Genomic DNA, 18,321 nt, shown 5'->3' with positions numbered 1-18,321 from the left:
TCCTCTGTTTTTTCTGACCGTCATGAACGCTTCGACCCTGCCCGACGTAGAACAAGCCCGCTTCAACATGGTGGAACAGCAGATCCGCCCGTGGGACGTTCTGGACGCCAACGTGCTGCAAGCGCTGTTCGATGTGCGCCGCGAACAATTCGTTCCGCCGGCCCTGCGAGCGCTGGCGTTTTCCGACCTGGAACTGCCGCTTGAGATCAACGCGGTCAACACCCGCCAGAACATGCTGGCGCCCAAGGTGGAAGCCCGCCTGGCGCAAGAGCTGCAGTTGACCAAGTCCGACTGCGTGCTGGAGATCGGCACCGGCTCCGGCTACCAGGCCGCGCTGCTGGGCTACCTGGCGCAGCAGGTCACCTCGGTCGAAATCGATAGCCGCCTGGTGACGTTCGCGCAGCAGAACCTGCAGATGAACAACGTCACCAACGTCAAGGTCGAAACCGGCGACGCCCGCAACGGCTGGGGCTCCACCGAATACGACGCCATCCTCGTCACGGGTTCCGTGCCGACCGTCCCCGACGCGCTGAAGTACCAGCTGCGCGTGGGTGGCCGCCTGGTCGTGATCGTGGGCCAGGCGCCCGTCATGACGGCCTGTCGCATCACCCGCACCACCGCGGCCAGCTTCGAAACGGTGAACCTGTTCGAAACCGTCATCAAGCCGCTGCGCGGCGTCACGGTCTCCCAGTTCAAGTTCTGATCCCCAACCCTGCCGCCCGGCGCCTGCCTCCTTGACGGGGCCGCCGCGCCCCGGGCGGCCCGGCGTATCGTTGACCACCATGCGTTTCCGATTGCTAACGGCTTTACTGGTTTTTACCTGCGCCGCAAGCGTCGGCCCGACGCTTGCCCGCGCGCAGAACCTGATCCAGATCTGGCAATCGGCGCTGGGCAATGACCCGATCTACGCCGCAGCGCGCGCCAACTATCGCGCCGGCCTGGAAAAAGAGCCCCAGGCCCGTTCGCTGCTCCTGCCCTTGATTTCCGCCGAAGCCGGCGGCGCCTACCAGGAAACCCGCAGCACTCGCGGCATGGGCATCGCCTATAGCGGCGGCCGCGGCGTCTGGGATTTGTCCCTGACCCAGCCGCTGTTCGACTGGGGCCGCTGGCAGAACTTCGAGCAGTCCAAGCTGATCGTCGCCGACGTCGAAGTGCAGCTGCAACAGGCTTACCAGGACTTGCTGCTGCGCGTGGCCGATGCCTATTTCAACGTGCTCTACGCCCAGGACACGCTGACCGCCACCGAGGCCGAGAAGGCCGCCGTGGCCGGGCAGCTGGAATCCGCCAAGCGCAACTTCGAACTCGGCAACGCCACCATCACCGACACCTACGAGGCGCAGGCGCGCTACGACCTGGTGGTGGCGCAGGAACTGCGCCTGCAGAACGATCTGGAAGTCCGCCGCGATGAACTGGCCAAGATCATCGGCACGCCGCCCGGCGCCTTGTCCGAACTGCCCTATGGCGTGCAACTGCCCGCGCCGCAGCCCGCCCGCGTGGCCGACTGGAGCAACCAGGCCGAGTCCTCCAGCCTGGACGTGCTGCGCGCGCAGCTTCTGACGCGCATCGCCGGCCGCGAGATCCAGATCGCCAAAAGCGGCCACTATCCCACCCTGAACCTGCGCGCCAGCAGCGGCAGCGCCAGCGACGCCGTGATGCGCAATGCCGCGCCCGGCAAGCCCATCGACAGCACCATCGGCGTGGTGCTGTCGATCCCGCTGTACTCGGGCGGCGGGGTGTCGTCGCAAGTGACCGAAAAGGTCCAGCTGGAACAGAAGGCGCGCCATGACTATGAGGCAGCGCGCCGCCAGGCCGTGCAGGCCGCGCGCCAGTACTACACCGGCGTCACCAGCGGCCTGGCCCGCATCCAGGCGCTGGAGGCAGGCGAAAAATCCAGCCGCGCCGCGGTCGAGGCCAACCGCACCGGCTACGAGGTCGGCGTGCGCATCAACCTGGACGTGCTCAACGCCCAGCAGCAGCTCTATGCCACCCAGCGCGACCTGGCGCTGGCGCGCTACAGCACGGTGCTCGCCAGCCTGCGCCTGAAGGCCACCAGCGGCATCCTGGCCGAAGCGGACCTGGAAGCAATCAACCGCCTGCTGCGGGAACCGCGCTGAGCCGCTACGGGGCCCGGTTTACTTGTTCTGGATTTTCTTCACGAGCGCCGTGGTCGAGCGCTCGAACTCGAATGGAATCGCCACCGCGCGGCCGCCCCAGCTCTTGACCAGGGCGGTCTCGGGCAGCTTTTCCATGTCGTAGTCGCCGCCCTTGACGATCAGGTCAGGCTTGAGCTGGCCGATCAGGGCTTCGGGCGTGTCTTCATGGAAGGACGTGACCACGGTCACGAAGCCCAGCGCCGCCAGCAAGGCGGCGCGGTCTTCCATGCGATTCAGCGGACGCTCGGCGCCCTTGCCCAGGCGCCGCACCGACTCGTCGGTGTTCACCGCCACCACCAGGGTCGCGCCCAGTTGGGCGGCCTGGTCGAGGTAGGTCGCGTGGCCCCGGTGCAGGATGTCGAAGACGCCGTTGGTGAACACCAGCGGCCGCGGATAGCGGCCGTCGGCGACGGCAGCGACGCATTCGTCGCGGGACAGGACCTTGGATTCGAAACGGGCGGCAGGCATGCGGCGATTGTATCGCCCCGGCTCAGGCGCCGCCCAGGATGATCTGCTTTTCCTTGGGCACGATCAGGGCCGTCATTTCCTTGCGGTAGCGGTTCAGGTCCTTCACCGTTTCGAAGCTGCGGTCCATCAGCTTGGACAGGATGTGCAGGATACGGGTGGCGACCTTCTGCTCCCACACGCCGTCAAAGCGGATCTGCGTGTCCAGCCAGTGCTCCAGCCAGCCGGGTTCCGGCAGGCGCGACTGCACCGTGTCGTTGGGGAACAGGTCCTTGTTCACGTGCAGGTTGGTCGGATGCAGGGCCTGCTGCGTGCGGCCGGCCGACGCCATCAGCACGCCGATCTTGGAGAACGCCAGGCGCGCCTGCTCGCTCGTGTCCTGGCCGCGGTCGTGCAGCGCGCGGCGCATGTACTGCAGGTAGGCGCCGGCGTGGCGGGCCTCGTCCTGGGCCACGGTCTTGTAGATGGCCTTGATGACCGGTTCCGTGTGCCATTCGGCGGCGCGGCGGTACCAGTGGTTCAAACGGACTTCGCCGCAGAAATGCAGCATCAGGGTTTCGAGTTCGGGCGCGGCGTCGAACTCGAAGCGCACGTTGTGCAGCTCTTCCTCGGTGGGCACCAGGTCCGGACGGAAGCGGCGCAGGTATTCGATCAGCACCAGCGAATGCTTCTGCTCTTCAAAGAACCACACCGACATGAACGCGCAGAAATCGCTGTCGCCGCGGTTGTCGCGCAGGAACATTTCGGTGGCCGGCAAGGCGGCCCATTCCGTGATGGCGTTCATCTTGATCGTGTGTGCCTGCTCGTCCGAGAGCTTGCTGCGATCGAAGTCGCCCCAGGGAATGTCATGCGCCATGTTCCAGCGCACGGCTTCCATGGTCTTGAAGAGTTCAGGATAAAGCATGGTCTGCCCTTGTATTCGTCCCGCTAGTGGGGCTATAGATATAGAGATTAAGAATGGCGCGCGCGCTGCCGGCGAGGGCGCTGCATTCATCCACCGCAGCGCTATTTTTCGCCGTGTACCGCGAAGCTATGATGACCGTTTCATGAATGAAACATGACAGATACCGTCTAGATCATCGCGCCGCCTATCGGGTCAAGGCCCATATCGCGACCCCGATGGCAACCGCGGCCACCCCAACCAGCGCTGCAACCAGCCGGTTGTTCTGTTCCTGGGCCCGCCGCAACTGGATCATCTCGGCCAGCAAGGCGGGCGAGACGTTGGGACGGCTCAGGTGGTCATGGACCAGCCTGGGCAAAGCAGGCAGCATTTGCGACCACTGCGCGGCTTCTTTTTCCAGGCTCTGCCGCAGCCCCTTGAATCCGACGCGCTGACGCATCCAGCGTTCCAGATAGGGCTTGGCGGTCTTCCAGAGATCCAGGTTGGGATCGAGCTGGCGGCCCAATCCTTCAACGTTCAGCAGGGTCTTCTGCAACAGGACCAGCTGCGGCTGGATCTCCACATTGAACCGGCGCGAGGTCTGGAACAGCCGCAAGAGCACCTGCCCCAGCGAGATCTCCGACAATGGCCGGTCAAAGTACGGTTCGCAGACGGCGCGCACGGCGCCCTCCAGTTCTTCTTCGCGCGTATCGGGCGGCACCCAGCCCGATTCAATGTGCAGTTGCGCCACGCGGCGGTAATCGCGGTGGAAGAAGGCCAGGAAATTCTGCGCCAGGTAATTCTTGTCGAACTCGGACAGCGAGCCCACGATGCCGAAGTCCAGGGCGATGTAGCTGCCCAGCGTTTCCGGACGGTCGGACACGTAGATGTTGCCCGGGTGCATGTCGGCGTGGAAGAAGCCGTCGGTGAAGACCTGGGTGAAGAAGATCTCCACGCCGGTGCGCGCCAGCGTCGGGATGTCGATGCCGGCCTCGCGCATGCGCTCCACCTGGCCCACCGGCATGCCGTACATGCGCTGCATGGTGAAGACCGTGGATGCCGTGTATTCCCAGATCACCTCGGGCACGATCAGCATGTCGCCGCGGCCGGACTCGGGGCCGAAGTTGCGGCGCAACTGGCTGCAATTGGACGCTTCTCGCACCAGGTCCAGCTCGTCGTGCAGGTACTTGTCGAATTCGGCCACCACTTCGCGCGGTTTCAGGCGGCGGCCGTCGGCGCCCAGGCGCTCGATGATGCGCGCCACCACTTTCAGCAGCGACAGGTCTTTCTCGATGATGCTGAGCATGCCCGGGCGCAGCACCTTGACCGCGACCTCGCGGCCGTCGTGCAGCACGGCAAAGTGCACCTGCGCGATCGAGGCCGAGGCCACCGGATCCACTTCGAACTGCGCGAACAGCTTCTCGGGCGGCGCGCCCAGCGCCGCCTCGATGCAGGCCGCGGCCTGCGCCGAGGGGAACGGCGGCACGCGGTCCTGCAAGAGCGCCAGTTCGTCGGCGATATCGGCGGGGATCAGGTCGCGGCGGGTGGACAGCACCTGTCCGAACTTCACGAAGATGGGGCCCAGCGACTCCAGCGCCAGGCGCAGCCTCAAGCCGCGCGGCTTGCGCGGACGCGTGCCCAGGCGGATGACGCGCAGCAGGCAGGTGGCCAGCGGATGGTTCAGGCTGGAGAGCACCAGCTCATCCAGGCCATAGCGCAGCGAAACCAGAATGATGCGGAAAAGGCGCAGCAGGGGAAACATGTATCAGGCGCCCCGCTTTGCGCTGGCGGATGCCAGGCGGGTTTGCAGCGCGGCGGCCGAACGGGCCAGCGCCTCGGCGCGGGCGTTCAGCTCGGCCAGGTCCAGCCGCCACTGTTCCAGCGCCGGTCGGCTGGCCAGCATGCCGCTTTCCTCGGACAGGTACTCGGACACGTTCTCGGCCAGTCTCAGGCTGGCCGTGCGCGCGCCGCCGCCGGCCGCGCGCGCCCCGCCCACCAGGCGCAGCGCGGCGATGTCGCCCACCACCCGGGCCAGCGCGTCCTCCGGATCCCAGCGCAGCTGCTTGGACAGGTCCGACACCACCTGCGCCAGCGCCGCGTCGCCTGAGATATGGGTGGCCTCGGCGAAATCGGGGCGCTCGCGGTCCGCGCCCAGGCGCGGCAGCGGCAGTTTTTCAGGCGCGACCGTCAGGGTCACGTCGGGCACCACGGCCGCATCGGCCTGGGCCGCCAGGCCTTCGCTATCGATGGTAAGGCCCAGGCTGAAGCCGCCCAGCGCGAAACGCACCGTCTTGCCCGCATGCCGGACCAGGCGCGCGCGCGCCCAGTCCTCGCGCCGCAACAGGGCGTTGAGCGCGCTTACAGCCAGTCGCGAGGGGGTGGGCAGGAACGGAAGAGGCAGCATGGCGGTCTGCAACGGCCCCGATTGCGGGGGTTGCGGAAGTTAATGGGTAAATCGGGAGTGTAACGGGTTAGATGGCTGGGTGTTTTGCGCAAGCACATGGAAAAACCGGCCCTGTAAGGGCCGGTTCAAACAGATGCCTTGCGGCATCCGCAACGGAGGTGGGGATCGGCCCCGGCCGGCCAGGCTTAGCTGGCGAGATCCACCGGGATCTGCTGGATGCCTGCCAGCAGCCAGCCGCCATTGGCGGGCTTGAACAGGTTCCAGACTTCCTCGAAGCGGAAGGCCTCGGCGCCCGGCGCTTCGCGCAGCATGCCGGAGAAGCGCACGCTGGCCAGGTGGCCGTCGGACACGGTTTCGATGCCCAGCATTTCAGCGTTCAGCAGGACCACTTCGGTCTTGTTGGGCGCCGCGCCGCGCTCGGCCAGCTGCGGCTTGAGCTCGGTGATCAGGTCGTCGGTCAGGAACTCGCGCAGGCCATCGGTGCTGCCGCTGTCCCAGACGGCCTGGATGCGCACGAACTGCTCCTTGGCCTGCTTCAGGAAGTTGGGCGTATCGAAGTCACCCGGCACGAACCAGTTGTTGTCGTCGCCCATCTTGGGCATGGCGGCCGGCGCCGCGGCGGCGGCAACCGGAGCCGCTGCCGCAGGAGCCGCCGGCTTCAGCGTTTCACGCCACATCGGCTGCTGTTGCTGCTGGCCCGGCGCGTTGTTGGCGCCACCGAACGCGCCCTGCGTGGCAGTGCGCGGACCGGCGCCGCGCAGGCGGCGGATGATGAACATGACGGCGAACACGACCGCGGCGATCAGCAGCGCGGAGCCGAGGAACTCGGCGAAAGCGCCCGACAGGCCCATGCTGGAGAGCAGCGCGGCGATACCCAGGCCAGCGGCGATGCCGGCGATGGGGCCGAGCCAGCGCGAAGCGCCGCTCTTGGCGGCGGCGCCCGCAGTGGCAGCGCCGGCCGTGGCCGCGCCGGCGGCTGCCGGAGCGGCGGTAGCGCCCGCCGTGTTGCTGGCGGCGGTCGGCGGCGTGGTCGCCTGGCGCTGCTGGGTCACGTTGGAGGATTGTCGGCCGACGCTGCTGCCGCCGCCCGCACGGCGGGCTTCGGCGTCAAACGACGCCGTCACCAGTGCCGCGCCGGAAACGGCGATCAGCGCCGCGGCGACAAACCGCGAAAGACAGAATTTGGACATAGGTTTGCTCCCTCGTACTCGCGCTCCTGCCGCCCCGAGCAGCAGGAAGTCCCACGGACCGCGGGACCTTCGTCGCGACTTTTCTTACATTAATCTGAATACCGTAAGAATAACGGACAAGACGCCGCCCCACAAGTTCCCGCAGGGCGGCGAAAAATCCGGATGGCCGGGGCGGATCAGCCCAGCTTCACGCCTTCGTGCAGAGCGGCGATGCCGGCGGTCAGGTTGAAGTACTGCACCCGTTCCAGCCCGGCCGTGCGCAGCATGTCCGCCAGGGTTTCCTGGTCGGGGTGCATGCGGATGGATTCGGCCAGATAGCGGTAGCTGGCTTCGTCCTTGGCAACCTTCTTGCCCAGCCAGGGCAGCACATTGAAGGAATACCAGTCGTAGGCGGGGGCCAGCGGCTTGGCCACGCGCGAAAATTCCAGCACCAGCAGCTTGCCGCCCGGCTTCAGCACCCGGGTCATTTCAGCCAGGGCGCGGTCCTTGTGGGTCATGTTGCGCAGGCCGAAAGCCACGCTGACGCGGTCGAAATGGCCGGTGGGGAACGGCAGGCGCTCGGCGTCGCACACGGCGGTGGGGACCAGCAGGCCGGCATCGGTCAGGCGGTCGCGGCCCACGCGCAGCATGGAGTCGTTGATGTCCGTGAGCCAGACCTCGCCCGTGGGGCCGGCGCGCTTGGCGAAGGCCTTTGCCAGATCGCCCGTGCCGCCCGCAATGTCCAGCACCTTCATGCCGGGGCGGATGGCGGCGCGGCCGATGGTGAACGCCTTCCAGACGCGGTGCAGCCCGGCCGACATGAAATCGTTCATGACGTCGTAGCGCTGGGCGACCGAATGGAAGACTTCGGCGACTTTGCGGGCCTTTTCGCCTTCCGGCACCGTCTGGAAGCCGAAATGGGTCGATTGCGAGGCGGAATCCGCGGAATGTTGCGATTCGGAGGGGTTTTGCATGGTGAATTCCCGATATATCGTTCAATGGTAGCCTATCGGGCTCCCGCGGGCGGCCGGCGGACGCGGACGATGACGCCCGGCGGTCACATACCTGAAATATTGCGGCCATACTATCGCAATGTTCGCGCCGCGCCGGCGCTCAGAAGTGTGCCCAATCCGCCATGTCCAGCACCATCCTCGTTGTCGAAGACGAACCCGCCATCCAGGAACTGATCGCCGTCAACCTGTCCTTCGCCGGACACAAGGTGCTGCGCGCCTTCGACGCCGACCAGGCCCAGACTCTGATCCGCGCCGAACTTCCCGACCTGATCCTGCTGGACTGGATGCTGCCCGGCACCTCCGGCCTGGCCATGGCGCGCAAACTGCGCAACGACGAGCGCACCCGCGCCGTGCCGGTCATCATGCTGACCGCCAAGGGTTCCGAGCAGGACAAAGTCGACGGCCTGGAAGCCGGCGCCGACGACTACATTACCAAGCCCTTCTCGCCCAAGGAGCTGATGGCGCGCATCAAGGCCGTGCTGCGCCGCCGCGCCCCCCAGCTGACCGACGACGTGATCGACGTGGGCGGCCTGAAGCTGGATCCGGTGACGCATCGCCTGTCGGGCAACAGCCAGTCGCTGCAGATCGGCCCCACCGAATTCCGCCTGCTGCACTTTTTCATGACGCACCCCGAACGCGTGTTCTCGCGTTCCCAGCTGCTGGATCAGGTCTGGGGCGACCACGTCTTCGTGGAAGAGCGCACGGTCGACGTACACATCCGCCGCCTGCGCAAGGCGCTGGAACCCAGCGGCCACGACGCGCACGTGGAAACGGTCCGCGGCAGCGGCTACCGGTTTACTGCCCAGCTCCCGACGCGGTAAAAACTCCCGCACGATGATCTGGCTGCGCACTCTTTTCCTGGTCGCCCTGTGGGCGGTTGCCGCATTACTGGCCCAATGGCTCATAGGAGACCCGGCGGGCTGGATACTGTTTTCCTTCGCGCTGGCCGCCATGCTGCTCTGGCGCAGCTGGCGCCTGCACCTGGTGTCCCACTGGGCCAACCACCCCGATACCTCGCCGCCCGCTTCGGTCGGTCCCTGGGACGACATCCTCGCGCCGCTGTACCGCTACACCCGCGCCCGGGCCCGCGAACTGAACGAAACCCAGAACACCATGCAGGGCATGCTGGCCGCGGCGCAAGCGCTGCCGGACGGCGCGGTGACGCTGAACGAGGATTTCCAGATCGACTGGTGCAACCGCATGGCGCGCCAGCACCTGGGCCTGCGCCTGCCGGCCGACCGCGGCCATAACCTGCTGAACCTGCTGCGCGCGCCCGAATTCGTCGAATATGCGCACCGTCCGTCCTGGCCCGAGCCCATACTGGTGCGCCTGGGCCAGCAAGGCCAGGAGCGGCTGATGATGATGCAACTGACGGCCTACGCCAGCAACCAGCGCCTGCTGATCACGCGCGACGTCACCCAGATCGAACGCCTGGAAACCACGCGCCGCGACTTCGTGGCCAATGTCTCGCACGAATTGCGCACGCCTCTGACGGTACTGGCGGGTTTTCTGGAAACCCTGCGCGACATGCCCGCCGACGCCCTGCCCGCCGAACAACGCGAGCAGTACATCGACATGATGCACGAGCAGGCCCAGCGCATGCAGGCCATCGTCGAAGACTTGCTGACCCTGTCCACGCTGGAATCCTCGCCGGGCAGCGACCCGCGCGCGGTCAACATGGGCGCGCTGCTGCAGAAGGCGCGCCAGCAGATCGAGGCCCTGTCGGGCGGCCGCCACGTGCTGGAGTGGCACATCGATGAATCCCTGGACGTGCTGGGCGCCGAAACCGAACTGACCTCGGCCCTGTCCAACCTGCTGACCAACGCGGTGCGCTACACGCCGGACGGCGGCACCATCACCGTGCGCTGGGAGCGCGAGGAAGACGGCGGCGCGCGCTACAGCGTGCAGGACACCGGCATCGGCATCCCCGCGCGCCACCTGCCCCGCCTGACCGAGCGTTTCTACCGCGTGGACCGCGGCCGTTCGCGCGCGGTGGGCGGCACCGGCCTGGGGCTGGCGATCACCAAGCACATCGCCATGCGCCACGACGCCGAACTGCTGATCACCAGCGAACCCGGCAAGGGCAGCGTGTTCGCCCTGCGCTTTCCGCCCGACCGCATCGCCATCGACAGCCCGGCCTGAGCCGTCCGCCGGACCTGACGCAGCGCGGATGGTAAATTTCCTGCCATGCGCATCCTGGTCATCGAAGACGAACCCAAACTGGCCGACTACCTCAAGAAGGGCCTGTCGGAGCAAAGCCACGTCGTGGACCTGGCTCGCGACGGCGTGGACGGCCTGCATCTGGCGCTGGAAGGCGTCTACGACCTGATCGTGCTGGACGTGATGCTGCCGGGCGTGGATGGCTTCGGCGTGCTGGCCGCGGTGCGCGAACAGAAGGACACGCCCATCCTGATGCTGACCGCGCGCGACGCCGTCGAGGACCGCGTGCGCGGATTGGAAGGCGGCGCCGACGACTACCTGGTCAAGCCTTTCGCCTTTTCGGAACTGCTCGCGCGGGTGCAGGCGCTGCTACGCCGCGGACGCTCTCAGGAACCCACCCTGCTGCGCCTGGCCGACCTGGAACTGGACCTGGCCCGCCGGCGCGCCCAACGCGGCGGCCGCCGCCTGGACCTGACCGCCAAGGAATTCAATCTGCTGGCCCTGCTGCTGCGCCGCCAGGGCCAGGTGCTGTCGCGCACCACCCTGGCCGAGCAGGTCTGGGACATGAACTTCGACAGCGACACCAACGTCATCGACGTGGCGGTGCGGCGGCTGCGCAGCAAGCTGGACGACCCCTACGACACCAAGTTGCTGCATACAGTGCGCGGCATGGGCTACGTGCTGGAATCGCGCCCCGCGGATAGCCGCCCGGCATGAAGCCGCTGCGCATGCGTTCCATGCAGGCGCGGCTGACGCTGCTGCTGGGCGCCATCGCCCTGCTTGTGTCCAGCCTGGCGGGAGCCACGCTGTTCTGGGCGCTCAAGCGCGAAGTGGAACGGCAGGAAATCACCGAAGTCAGCGGCAAGCTGGAATTGATCGATCACCTGATCGACATGCAGAACAACGCCCGCGGCCTGAAAGACCTGGCCGCCACCTTCGACGAGATGCGCGCGGGCGAAGGCCAGCTGGGCATCTGGATCGTGGATGCGCACGGCCACTCCGTGTACGGCGGCCCCGCTCCCGAAACGCTGGCGACCGGCGACGGCAGGCAGGTCGTGCTGCAGACCGCCGACGGCGGCCGCATGCGCGGCCTGCGGGTCGCCATGAACGACCGCATCCTGCCCGGCGCGCAACTGACCGTGGCGGTCAGCACGCGCACCAGTTCGCAGTTCCTGTATGCCTATGGCACCGCGCTGGTGCTGATCTGCGCGCTGTGGGTCGGCGCGACCGTGGTGTTGGCGGCCTGGGCCGTCAGGCGCAGCATGGCGCCGGCGCGCAGGCTGTCCGAGCAGGCGGCCAGCATCCAGCCCGACAATCTGGCGCGGCGCCTGCCGCTGGAAGACACCGACCGCGAATTGCACGAGCTGGTCCGTTCCTTCAACCGCACGCTGGAACGCCTGCAGGCCGCCTACCAGCAGATGGAAGGCTTCAATGCCGACGTGGCGCACGAGCTGCGCACGCCGCTGGCCACGCTGATCAACGGCACGCAGGTCATGCTGTCGTCGCCGCGCGACGCGGCAGAACTGCGCGATGCGCTGGAATCCAACCTTGAAGAGCTGGAAGACCTGAAGACCCTGGTCAACGACATGCTGTTCCTGGCGCGCGCCGACCGCGGCGAACGGGCCGCGGACCTGGCGCCAGTATCGCTGGCCGCCGAAGCGCGACGCGTGGCCGAATACTACGAAGCCACGCTGGAAGAAAGCGGCGTGCATCTGCGCTGCGCAGGCGACGCCACCGTGGCCGCCAACGCCGGGTTGGTGCGGCGCGCGCTGGCGAACCTGATTTCCAACGCCATCAAGGCCACGCCCCGGGGCGGCGAAATCGTGCTGACCTGCTCGGCTTCGCCCGCGGGCGCGCGGGTGGAAGTGCGCAACCCAGGCCCGCCCATCCCGCCGACGGACCTGCCCCGCATCTTCGACCGCTTCTTCCGCTCCAGCCAGGCGCGCGCGCCGCGCAGCGAAGGCCACGGCCTGGGCCTGGCCATCGTGCGCGCCATCGCGCGCATGCATGGCGGCGAGGTCGACGCGGCCTCGGGCGCGCATGGCACCGTGGTCGGCATCACGCTGCGCGCGCCGGAGGGCCATGCCACCGCGGACAACATTACAAAATCGTAATGTGCGGGACAGAATGGGGTCACCCCCGTTCCTCTACAGTACGCTTGCAATCACATCGTCCCGCAACGGAGCATCATGAACCTTTCCCGTCTTACGCGCCGCCTGGCCCTTGCCGCGGCCCTGTGCGCGCCCGTTTTCGCCACCGCCCAGACGCCCGTCAAGGTCGAGGTCTGGAAGACCCCGACCTGCGGCTGCTGTGAAGACTGGGTCAAGCACATGCGCGACAACGGCTTCGCCGTCACCACCCACGACGTCCAGGACACTGGCCCCATCCGCCGCAACGCCGGCATGGCCAACTACGGTTCGTGCCACACCGCGGCCGTCGAAGGCTACGCGATCGAAGGCCACGTCCCGGCCAGCGACGTGCGCCGCCTGCTGCTCGAAAAGCCCGACGCAGCCGGCCTGGCCGCGCCAGGCATGCCGCTGGGCTCCCCCGGCATGGACGGCCCCGAATACGGCGGCCGCAAGACGCCGCATGACGTGGTCCTGGTGGACAAGCAGGGCGGCGCCAAGGTGTTCCAGGCCTACCGTTAACGCGCGAACCTTCAGGTTCTGTCCGGGCATCGCTCTTTGTGGCGATGCCCGTATCGTTTGTGCGCCTGAAACAATTCATCCATGCCGCCTCAATGGCTACTCCTTGCACTGCAGCAAAAATGGGCCACAATCAATAAAACGGATTCCTCACCCACCCCTCAGGCTGTCATGGCACAAATCGTCCTGTTCGAGAACATCCACCCGAGCGCCCGCGCTGTTTTTGAAGCCGCCGGCTACTCCGACATCGTCACGCATGCGGCCGCCTTGCCGGCGTCGCAATTGAGCGACGCCCTGCGCGGCGCTCAGGTGGCGGGGATCCGTTCTCGCACTCACCTGGATGCCGCCCTGCTGTCCGGCAACCCCGACCTGCGCGTCGTGGGCTGCTTCTGCATCGGCACCAACCAGGTCGACCTGGATGCGGCCATGCAGCGCGGCATCCCGGTGTTCAACGCACCGTTCTCGAACACCCGCTCGGTGGCCGAACTGGTGCTGGGCGAAGCCATCCTGCTGCTGCGCCGCATTCCCGAAAAGAACGCCCGCGTGCACCTGGGCCACTGGGACAAGAGCGCCGCGGGCGCATTCGAGACCCGCGGCAAGACGCTGGGCATCGTGGGCTACGGCAACATCGGCTCGCAGATCAGCACGCTGGCCGAAGGCCTGGGCATGCGCGTCGTCTATCACGACGTCGAAGCCAAGCTGCCGCTGGGCAATGCCCGGCCCGCCGCCACGCTCAACGAGCTGCTGGAGCAGGCCGACGTGGTGACCCTGCACGTGCCGGGCGGCAAGACCACCGAAAAGATCATGAACGCGGAAACCATCGGCCGCATGCGCCGTGGCGCCATCCTGATCAACGCCTCGCGCGGCACGGTGGTGGATATCGACGCGCTGCATGCGGCGCTGAAATCCGGCCATCTGGCCGGCGCCGCGCTGGACGTGTTCCCGACCGAGCCCAAGGGCGCGGACGAGCCGCTGGCCAGCCCGCTGATCGGCCTGCCCAACGTGATCCTGACCCCGCACATCGGCGGCAGCACGCAGGAATCGCAAGAGAACATCGGCCGGGAAGTGGCCGAGAAGCTGGTGCGCTTCCTGCAGGCCGGCACCACCAAGGGCGCGGTCAACTTCCCCGAGCTGCCGTATCTGGAGCCCGCCGGCGGCACGCGCATCCTGCACGTGCACCGCAACGCCCCGGGCGCGCTGGGCACGCTGGACAACCTGATGGCGCAGCATGGCCTGAACATCGTCAGCCAGACCCTGCAGACCCGCGGCCAGATCGGCTATGTGATCACCGACGTGGAAGGCGAAGTCAACGACGTCGTGATGTCCACGCTGCGCAGCCACCCCATCACGGTCCGCTGCGACCGGCTGTAAGCCACCGCCGCCATGGCGGGCAGCGCGTCATGCGCCGCCCGCCAAACGGCTCAAGACTCTGCCGCGGCGGCCGCCAGGCATTCCGCCATCTTCTCCTGCACGCTGCCGGCATCGAACGGCAGCCGGCCTATCAGGCCGATCTCGCGGTGGAACGCCGCCTCCCCCAGCGGCAACAGCCGCAAGCCGGTCATGTCCAGCCGCCGCAGCTGCGGCAACAGCGCCACGCCCAGCCCCAACCGCACCATGTTGGCGATGGCGTCGATCTCGTCCAGCTCCACAGCCTCGCGCACCGGGATGCGCTGCTTCTTCAGGAACAGGTCCACCACGCGCCCGCCGAATGACGCGCGGTCGTAGCGGATGAAGGGCTGGCTTGCCAGCAGCTCGCGCCAGGGCGCGATGGGCATGGAAGCAGGCATGGCCAGCATCACCGGTTCACGCAGCAGGGGCTGCCAGCCGAGTTCGGGCGGCAGAGCGAAGGGCGGCTTGATCAGCATGGCCATGTCCACCTCGCCCGCATCCACCTGCCCCAGGAGCGACAGGGACACGCCTGGCACGATGCGCACCCGCACATCCGGATAGACCGCGCGAAATCCGCCCAGCGCGCGCGCCAGCAGGTCCTGCTGCACCGACGCGATGGCGCCGATGCGCAGCAAGCCGCTGACATGGCCCGCCCCGCCAGCGGTAATCATCCGCTCGGCCATGGCGACCAGTTCTTCCGCCTGCGGCAGCACTTCGCGGCCGTGCGCATTCAGCACCGCGGCGCGCGCGCTACGGTCGAACAGCGGCCCGCCCAGGTAATCCTCCAGGCGCTTGATCTGGGCGCTGACGGCAGACTGGGTCAGGCCCAGCCGGGCGCCGGCGCCGGTAAAGGTGCCGTCCCGCGCCACGGCGATGAAGGTCTTGAACTCTTTGATCACGATCAATTATTTCGATGCTAAGTAGCAAAAAATATCGTTTTTCAATCAAAAAAACAATACCTAAACTACCCATCGATGCTAGGCCGTCCAAGCTTGCGATGGCTCGCAATCTGACTGATCATTTTTTCTTTGCCTGACCCGGAGCCTTCCATGACCGCTCAAACCAACCTGCCGCCGTTCCACCTCGCCTTCCCGGTCCGCGACCTGGCCGAAGCCCGCGCCTTCTATGGCGAAAAACTGGGCTGTCCGGAGGGCCGCAGCTCGCCCGAATGGATCGACTTCAACTTCTACGGCCACCAGATCGTCGCCCACCTGGCTCCCGGCGAATGCGGCCACAAGGCCACCAGCGCCGTGGACTCGCACAATGTGCCGGTGCGCCATTTCGGCGCGGTGCTTTCCATGGAACAATGGGAAGCGATGGCGAAGCGTCTGACCGACGCCGGCACCGAATTCGTCATCGAGCCCTACATCCGCTTCAAGGGTGAAGTGGGCGAACAAGCCACCATGTTCTTCCTGGATCCGTCGGGCAACGCGCTGGAATTCAAGGCGTTCAAGAACCTGGATTCCCTGTTCGCCAAGTAATCCGTCTCTACAGGTTTCGTGTCGTTGAACGCAAATTCAGAACCTCCTTCTCCGGCCGAAACCTCCTGGCGCATCCTGCCCCAGGGTGACCGCTGCCTGATCGTTTCCTTTGGCGACCAGATCGACGCCGATGTCGGCAGGACCTGTCTGGCCGCGGCCGGCAAGCTGCGCGACGCGCGGCTTGCCGGCGTGACCGATGTGGTGCCTTCCTTCGTCGCGGTGGCGGTGCATTACCGCCCCGGCGCCAGCGGCGGCCCCACCTACCCGCAACTGGCCGAGCGCATCGGACAACTATTGTCCGAAGGCATCGCCGCGGACGCCCTGGGCGGACGCGAGATCGACATCCCGGTCTGCTACGGCGGCGAACATGGCCCCGACCTCGCCGAAGTGGCCGACGCCGCCGGCCTCACTCCCGAAGGCGTCATCCAGCTGCACAGCCAGCCGCGCAGCATGGTCTTCATGCTGGGCTTCGCGCCCGGCCACGCCTATCTGGGCGTGCACGACGAAAAACTGAATATCCCGCGCCGCGCCTCGCCGCGCACCGCGGTGCCGCCCGGCGCCGTGGCGGTCGCCAACCGGCAGACCGTGATCTACCCGAACCGCCTGCCCGGCGGCTGGAACATCATCGGCGCCACGCCGCTCACCATGTTCGACCCGGCCCGCGAACCCGCCGCCCTGCTGCAACCCGGCGACTCGGTCCGCTTCGTGCCCATCAGCCCCGAAGAATTCAACCGCATCCGGGGAACCCGGCCATGAGCGTGACCGTGATCAAGCCCGGCATGCTGTCCAGCTTCCAGGACCGCGGCCGCGAGGGCTACCAGCATCAGGGCATCCCCGCCGCGGGCGCCATGGACGAGCGCGCGCACCGGCTGGCCAACGCGCTGGCCGGCAATCAAGACGAACACGCCACGCTGGAAATAACCCTGACGGGTCCTACCCTGCGCTTTGACGCCGCGGCCTGCTTCGCGCTGGCTGGCGCCGACCTTGGCGCCACGCTCAACGGCCAGGACATTCCCGTCCACCGCCCGCTGGTGGCGCGGACGGGCGACACCCTGGCCTTCGGCGCCAGGCCGGCCGTGGGCGTGCGCGGCTATCTCGCGGTGCACGGCGGCTTTGCGCTGCCGCGCGTCATGGGCAGCGAAAGCACCTACCTGCGCAGCGGCTTCGGCGGCTTCCAGGGACGCGCGCTGGCCAAGGGCGACCAGGTGCCATTGCATGCGCCGCTGGCCGCTGGCCGCGACCTCGACGCCTTGCAGGAAGCGCTGTGGAACCAGCGCGTCTACCTGCCGGCGGCGCTGGGCGCCAAGCGCCGCGAGTTCATCCGTTTCCTGCCCGGCATGCACTGGGAGGAATTCTCCGAGGCCACCCGCCAGGCCTTTGGCGGCGGCGCGGAGTTCCGCATCAGCCCGCAGTCCGACCGCATGGGCTACCGCCTGCTGGGCCCCGCGCTGGCCATGAGCCAGCCGCGTCAGATGCTGTCGGAAGCCGCGTGTTTCGGCACCGTGCAGGTGCCTTCGGGCGGCGAGGCCATCATCCTCATGGCCGACCGGCAGACCACCGGCGGCTACCCCAAGATCGCGCAGATCGCCACGGTGGACCTGCCCGTCCTGGCGCAGTGCGCACCGGGCCAGACGCTGCGCTTCCAGCTGATCGAACTGGAAGAAGCGCAGCGCCTGGACGGCGAACGCGAGCGCGCCTTCACGCAATTGCAGGACGCGCTGGCGCCGTTGCGCGCGCTCCTCGCCTAGAAAGGAATTTGCCATGACCACCCGCATCGACATGAACTGCGACATGGGCGAAAGCTATGGCGCCTGGACCATGGGCAACGACGCCGCGGTGCTGCAGTTCGTCAGCTCCGCCAATATCGCCTGTGGCTTCCATGGCGGCGACCCGGCCACCATGCGCAAGACCGTGGCGGCCGCGCTGGCGCGCGGCGTGGCGCTGGGCGCGCACCCCAGCCTGCAGGATCTGGCCGGATTCGGACGCCGCGTCATCCAGATCAGCCCCGACGAAGCCTACGACATCGTGGTCTACCAGATCGGCGCCTTGGCCGGCGTGGCCGCCTCGCAAGGCGCGCGGCTGCACCATGTGAAAGCGCACGGCGCGCTTTACAACATGGCCGCCAAGGACGAAGGGCTGGCGCGCGCGATCTGCCAGGCCGTCAAGGACGTGGACGCCTCGCTGATCCTGTACGGACTGGCCGGCAGCAAACTGATCGACGCGGCCCGTTCCATCGGCCTGGCCGCCGCCAACGAGGTCTTCGCCGACCGCTCCTACCAGGACGACGGCTCGCTCACGCCGCGCAGCCGCGCCGGCGCGATGATCGAAGACCTGGATCAGGCGGTGGCGCAGGTGGTGCGCATGGTGCGCGAAGGCAAGGTGCGTTCGGTGGACGGCAAGGACGTGGCGGTGCAGGCCGACACGCTGTGCATCCATGGCGACCAGCCGAACGCGCTGATCTTCGCCGACGGCATCCGCAAGGCGCTGGAACAGGCCGGCATAGAAGTCCGCACCCCACCGAGGGAATAGGCGCGGCTGGCTAGGCGCGGCCGGCGAGGCGCG

The 18,321-nt window shown here is 67.3% G+C and carries 19 protein-coding genes; 12 read left to right on the top strand and 7 right to left on the bottom strand.

Features of this window, described 5'->3' with window-relative positions; genetic code table 11:
• The first annotated feature begins 22 nt into the window (after positions 1-22).
• Positions 23-703, top strand: a complete 681-nt coding sequence (locus IB258_RS18355) for a protein-L-isoaspartate O-methyltransferase (RefSeq protein ID WP_054454984.1) — start codon at positions 23-25, stop codon at positions 701-703.
• Between the two features lie 79 nt (positions 704-782).
• Positions 783-2,114 carry a TolC family outer membrane protein gene (locus tag IB258_RS18350; RefSeq protein WP_175180440.1) on the top strand — a complete coding sequence of 444 codons (1,332 nt, stop codon included), beginning with the start codon at positions 783-785 and terminating at the stop codon, positions 2,112-2,114.
• Between the two features lie 18 nt (positions 2,115-2,132).
• On the opposite strand, the gene rfaE2 is transcribed toward IB258_RS18350, so the two are convergent.
• The 6 genes from rfaE2 to ubiE form a co-directional block, all read right to left on the bottom strand.
• The gene (gene rfaE2 / locus IB258_RS18345) at positions 2,133-2,621 is read right to left on the bottom strand and encodes a D-glycero-beta-D-manno-heptose 1-phosphate adenylyltransferase (RefSeq protein ID WP_054454986.1); all 489 of its coding nucleotides are present in this window, start codon (positions 2,619-2,621) and stop codon (positions 2,133-2,135) included.
• Positions 2,622-2,643: 22 nt separating this feature from the next.
• Positions 2,644-3,522, bottom strand: a complete 879-nt coding sequence (locus IB258_RS18340; protein ID WP_054454988.1) for a ferritin — start codon at positions 3,520-3,522, stop codon at positions 2,644-2,646.
• Positions 3,523-3,706: 184 nt separating this feature from the next.
• A complete protein-coding gene (ubiB, locus tag IB258_RS18335; RefSeq protein ID WP_054454990.1) occupies positions 3,707-5,260 on the bottom strand; it encodes a ubiquinone biosynthesis regulatory protein kinase UbiB in 1,554 nt (517 codons plus the stop codon).
• Between the two features lie 3 nt (positions 5,261-5,263).
• Complete coding sequence (locus IB258_RS18330) at positions 5,264-5,902, bottom strand: SCP2 domain-containing protein (RefSeq protein WP_192352982.1); 639 nt, start codon at positions 5,900-5,902, stop codon at positions 5,264-5,266.
• A 185-nt stretch (positions 5,903-6,087) separates the two neighbouring features.
• The gene (locus IB258_RS18325) at positions 6,088-7,092 is read right to left on the bottom strand and encodes a Tim44 domain-containing protein (RefSeq protein WP_119452176.1); all 1,005 of its coding nucleotides are present in this window, start codon (positions 7,090-7,092) and stop codon (positions 6,088-6,090) included.
• A 176-nt stretch (positions 7,093-7,268) separates the two neighbouring features.
• Positions 7,269-8,045 (bottom strand): bifunctional demethylmenaquinone methyltransferase/2-methoxy-6-polyprenyl-1,4-benzoquinol methylase UbiE, encoded by a 777-nt coding sequence (gene ubiE / locus IB258_RS18320; protein ID WP_054454995.1) that lies wholly within the window; start codon positions 8,043-8,045, stop codon positions 7,269-7,271.
• Positions 8,046-8,206: 161 nt separating this feature from the next.
• On the opposite strand from ubiE, the gene phoB reads away from it, so the two are divergent.
• The 6 genes from phoB to serA all read left to right on the top strand — a co-directional run bounded on the left by phoB (position 8,207) and on the right by serA (position 14,260).
• On the top strand, positions 8,207-8,905 hold the full coding sequence (gene phoB, locus IB258_RS18315) for a phosphate regulon transcriptional regulator PhoB (RefSeq protein WP_006227196.1): 699 nt from the start codon (positions 8,207-8,209) through the stop codon (positions 8,903-8,905).
• 13 nt (positions 8,906-8,918) lie between these two features.
• On the top strand, positions 8,919-10,226 hold the full coding sequence (gene phoR, locus IB258_RS18310; RefSeq protein WP_054454997.1) for a phosphate regulon sensor histidine kinase PhoR: 1,308 nt from the start codon (positions 8,919-8,921) through the stop codon (positions 10,224-10,226).
• A gap of 45 nt (positions 10,227-10,271) precedes the next feature.
• Positions 10,272-10,961: a heavy metal response regulator transcription factor gene (locus tag IB258_RS18305; RefSeq protein ID WP_054454998.1), complete on the top strand. Its 690-nt coding sequence runs from the start codon at positions 10,272-10,274 to the stop codon at positions 10,959-10,961.
• Positions 10,958-12,358 (top strand): heavy metal sensor histidine kinase, encoded by a 1,401-nt coding sequence (locus tag IB258_RS18300; protein WP_119452175.1) that lies wholly within the window; start codon positions 10,958-10,960, stop codon positions 12,356-12,358. The genes IB258_RS18305 and IB258_RS18300 overlap by 4 nt, the downstream gene beginning before the upstream one ends.
• Before the next feature lie 75 nt (positions 12,359-12,433).
• Positions 12,434-12,892 carry a DUF411 domain-containing protein gene (locus IB258_RS18295; RefSeq protein ID WP_054455004.1) on the top strand — a complete coding sequence of 153 codons (459 nt, stop codon included), beginning with the start codon at positions 12,434-12,436 and terminating at the stop codon, positions 12,890-12,892.
• A gap of 168 nt (positions 12,893-13,060) precedes the next feature.
• On the top strand, positions 13,061-14,260 hold the full coding sequence (serA, locus tag IB258_RS18290) for a phosphoglycerate dehydrogenase (RefSeq protein ID WP_054455006.1): 1,200 nt from the start codon (positions 13,061-13,063) through the stop codon (positions 14,258-14,260).
• A 50-nt stretch (positions 14,261-14,310) separates the two neighbouring features.
• Here serA and IB258_RS18285 read toward each other — a convergent pair whose 3' ends face one another.
• Entirely contained in the window at positions 14,311-15,177 is an 867-nt protein-coding gene (locus IB258_RS18285; RefSeq protein WP_054455868.1) for a LysR family transcriptional regulator, read from the bottom strand.
• Positions 15,178-15,327: 150 nt separating this feature from the next.
• Here IB258_RS18285 and IB258_RS18280 point away from each other — a divergent pair, with 150 nt between their 5' ends.
• Genes IB258_RS18280 through IB258_RS18265 form a run of 4 tightly spaced genes read left to right on the top strand, consistent with a single transcriptional unit; the run spans position 15,328 to position 18,288 of the window.
• On the top strand, positions 15,328-15,759 hold the full coding sequence (locus IB258_RS18280) for a VOC family protein (RefSeq protein ID WP_054455008.1): 432 nt from the start codon (positions 15,328-15,330) through the stop codon (positions 15,757-15,759).
• 24 nt (positions 15,760-15,783) lie between these two features.
• On the top strand, positions 15,784-16,515 hold the full coding sequence (gene pxpB, locus IB258_RS18275; RefSeq protein ID WP_192352981.1) for a 5-oxoprolinase subunit PxpB: 732 nt from the start codon (positions 15,784-15,786) through the stop codon (positions 16,513-16,515).
• On the top strand, positions 16,512-17,507 hold the full coding sequence (locus tag IB258_RS18270; RefSeq protein ID WP_054455012.1) for a biotin-dependent carboxyltransferase family protein: 996 nt from the start codon (positions 16,512-16,514) through the stop codon (positions 17,505-17,507). Before pxpB ends, IB258_RS18270 begins: the two co-directional genes overlap by 4 nt.
• Positions 17,508-17,520: 13 nt before the next feature.
• A complete protein-coding gene (locus IB258_RS18265) occupies positions 17,521-18,288 on the top strand; it encodes a LamB/YcsF family protein (protein ID WP_054455014.1) in 768 nt (255 codons plus the stop codon).
• The last annotated feature ends 33 nt before the right edge of the window (positions 18,289-18,321 follow it).

Origin of the sequence: Achromobacter sp. ACM02 (assembly GCF_014851605.1) — a bacterium.
GTDB lineage: Bacteria > Pseudomonadota > Gammaproteobacteria > Burkholderiales > Burkholderiaceae_B > Achromobacter > Achromobacter aegrifaciens.
The sequence above is the reverse complement of the archived record's forward strand: the minus strand, read 5'-3'. Positions and strand labels throughout refer to the sequence as shown.

Coding starts and splice junctions, on each gene's coding strand:
- IB258_RS18305 (WP_054454998.1), top strand. CDS start 10,272: ATGCGCATCCTGGTCATCGAAGACGAACCCAAACTGGCCGACTACCTC.
- IB258_RS18355 (WP_054454984.1), top strand. CDS start 23: ATGAACGCTTCGACCCTGCCCGACGTAGAACAAGCCCGCTTCAACATG.
- IB258_RS18265 (WP_054455014.1), top strand. CDS start 17,521: ATGACCACCCGCATCGACATGAACTGCGACATGGGCGAAAGCTATGGC.
- IB258_RS18270 (WP_054455012.1), top strand. CDS start 16,512: ATGAGCGTGACCGTGATCAAGCCCGGCATGCTGTCCAGCTTCCAGGAC.
- IB258_RS18330 (WP_192352982.1), bottom strand. CDS start 5,902: ATGCTGCCTCTTCCGTTCCTGCCCACCCCCTCGCGACTGGCTGTAAGC.
- serA (WP_054455006.1), top strand. CDS start 13,061: ATGGCACAAATCGTCCTGTTCGAGAACATCCACCCGAGCGCCCGCGCT.
- IB258_RS18295 (WP_054455004.1), top strand. CDS start 12,434: ATGAACCTTTCCCGTCTTACGCGCCGCCTGGCCCTTGCCGCGGCCCTG.
- ubiE (WP_054454995.1), bottom strand. CDS start 8,045: ATGCAAAACCCCTCCGAATCGCAACATTCCGCGGATTCCGCCTCGCAA.
- IB258_RS18300 (WP_119452175.1), top strand. CDS start 10,958: ATGAAGCCGCTGCGCATGCGTTCCATGCAGGCGCGGCTGACGCTGCTG.
- phoB (WP_006227196.1), top strand. CDS start 8,207: ATGTCCAGCACCATCCTCGTTGTCGAAGACGAACCCGCCATCCAGGAA.
- ubiB (WP_054454990.1), bottom strand. CDS start 5,260: ATGTTTCCCCTGCTGCGCCTTTTCCGCATCATTCTGGTTTCGCTGCGC.
- IB258_RS18350 (WP_175180440.1), top strand. CDS start 783: ATGCGTTTCCGATTGCTAACGGCTTTACTGGTTTTTACCTGCGCCGCA.
- IB258_RS18325 (WP_119452176.1), bottom strand. CDS start 7,092: ATGTCCAAATTCTGTCTTTCGCGGTTTGTCGCCGCGGCGCTGATCGCC.
- IB258_RS18340 (WP_054454988.1), bottom strand. CDS start 3,522: ATGCTTTATCCTGAACTCTTCAAGACCATGGAAGCCGTGCGCTGGAAC.
- rfaE2 (WP_054454986.1), bottom strand. CDS start 2,621: ATGCCTGCCGCCCGTTTCGAATCCAAGGTCCTGTCCCGCGACGAATGC.
- IB258_RS18280 (WP_054455008.1), top strand. CDS start 15,328: ATGACCGCTCAAACCAACCTGCCGCCGTTCCACCTCGCCTTCCCGGTC.
- phoR (WP_054454997.1), top strand. CDS start 8,919: ATGATCTGGCTGCGCACTCTTTTCCTGGTCGCCCTGTGGGCGGTTGCC.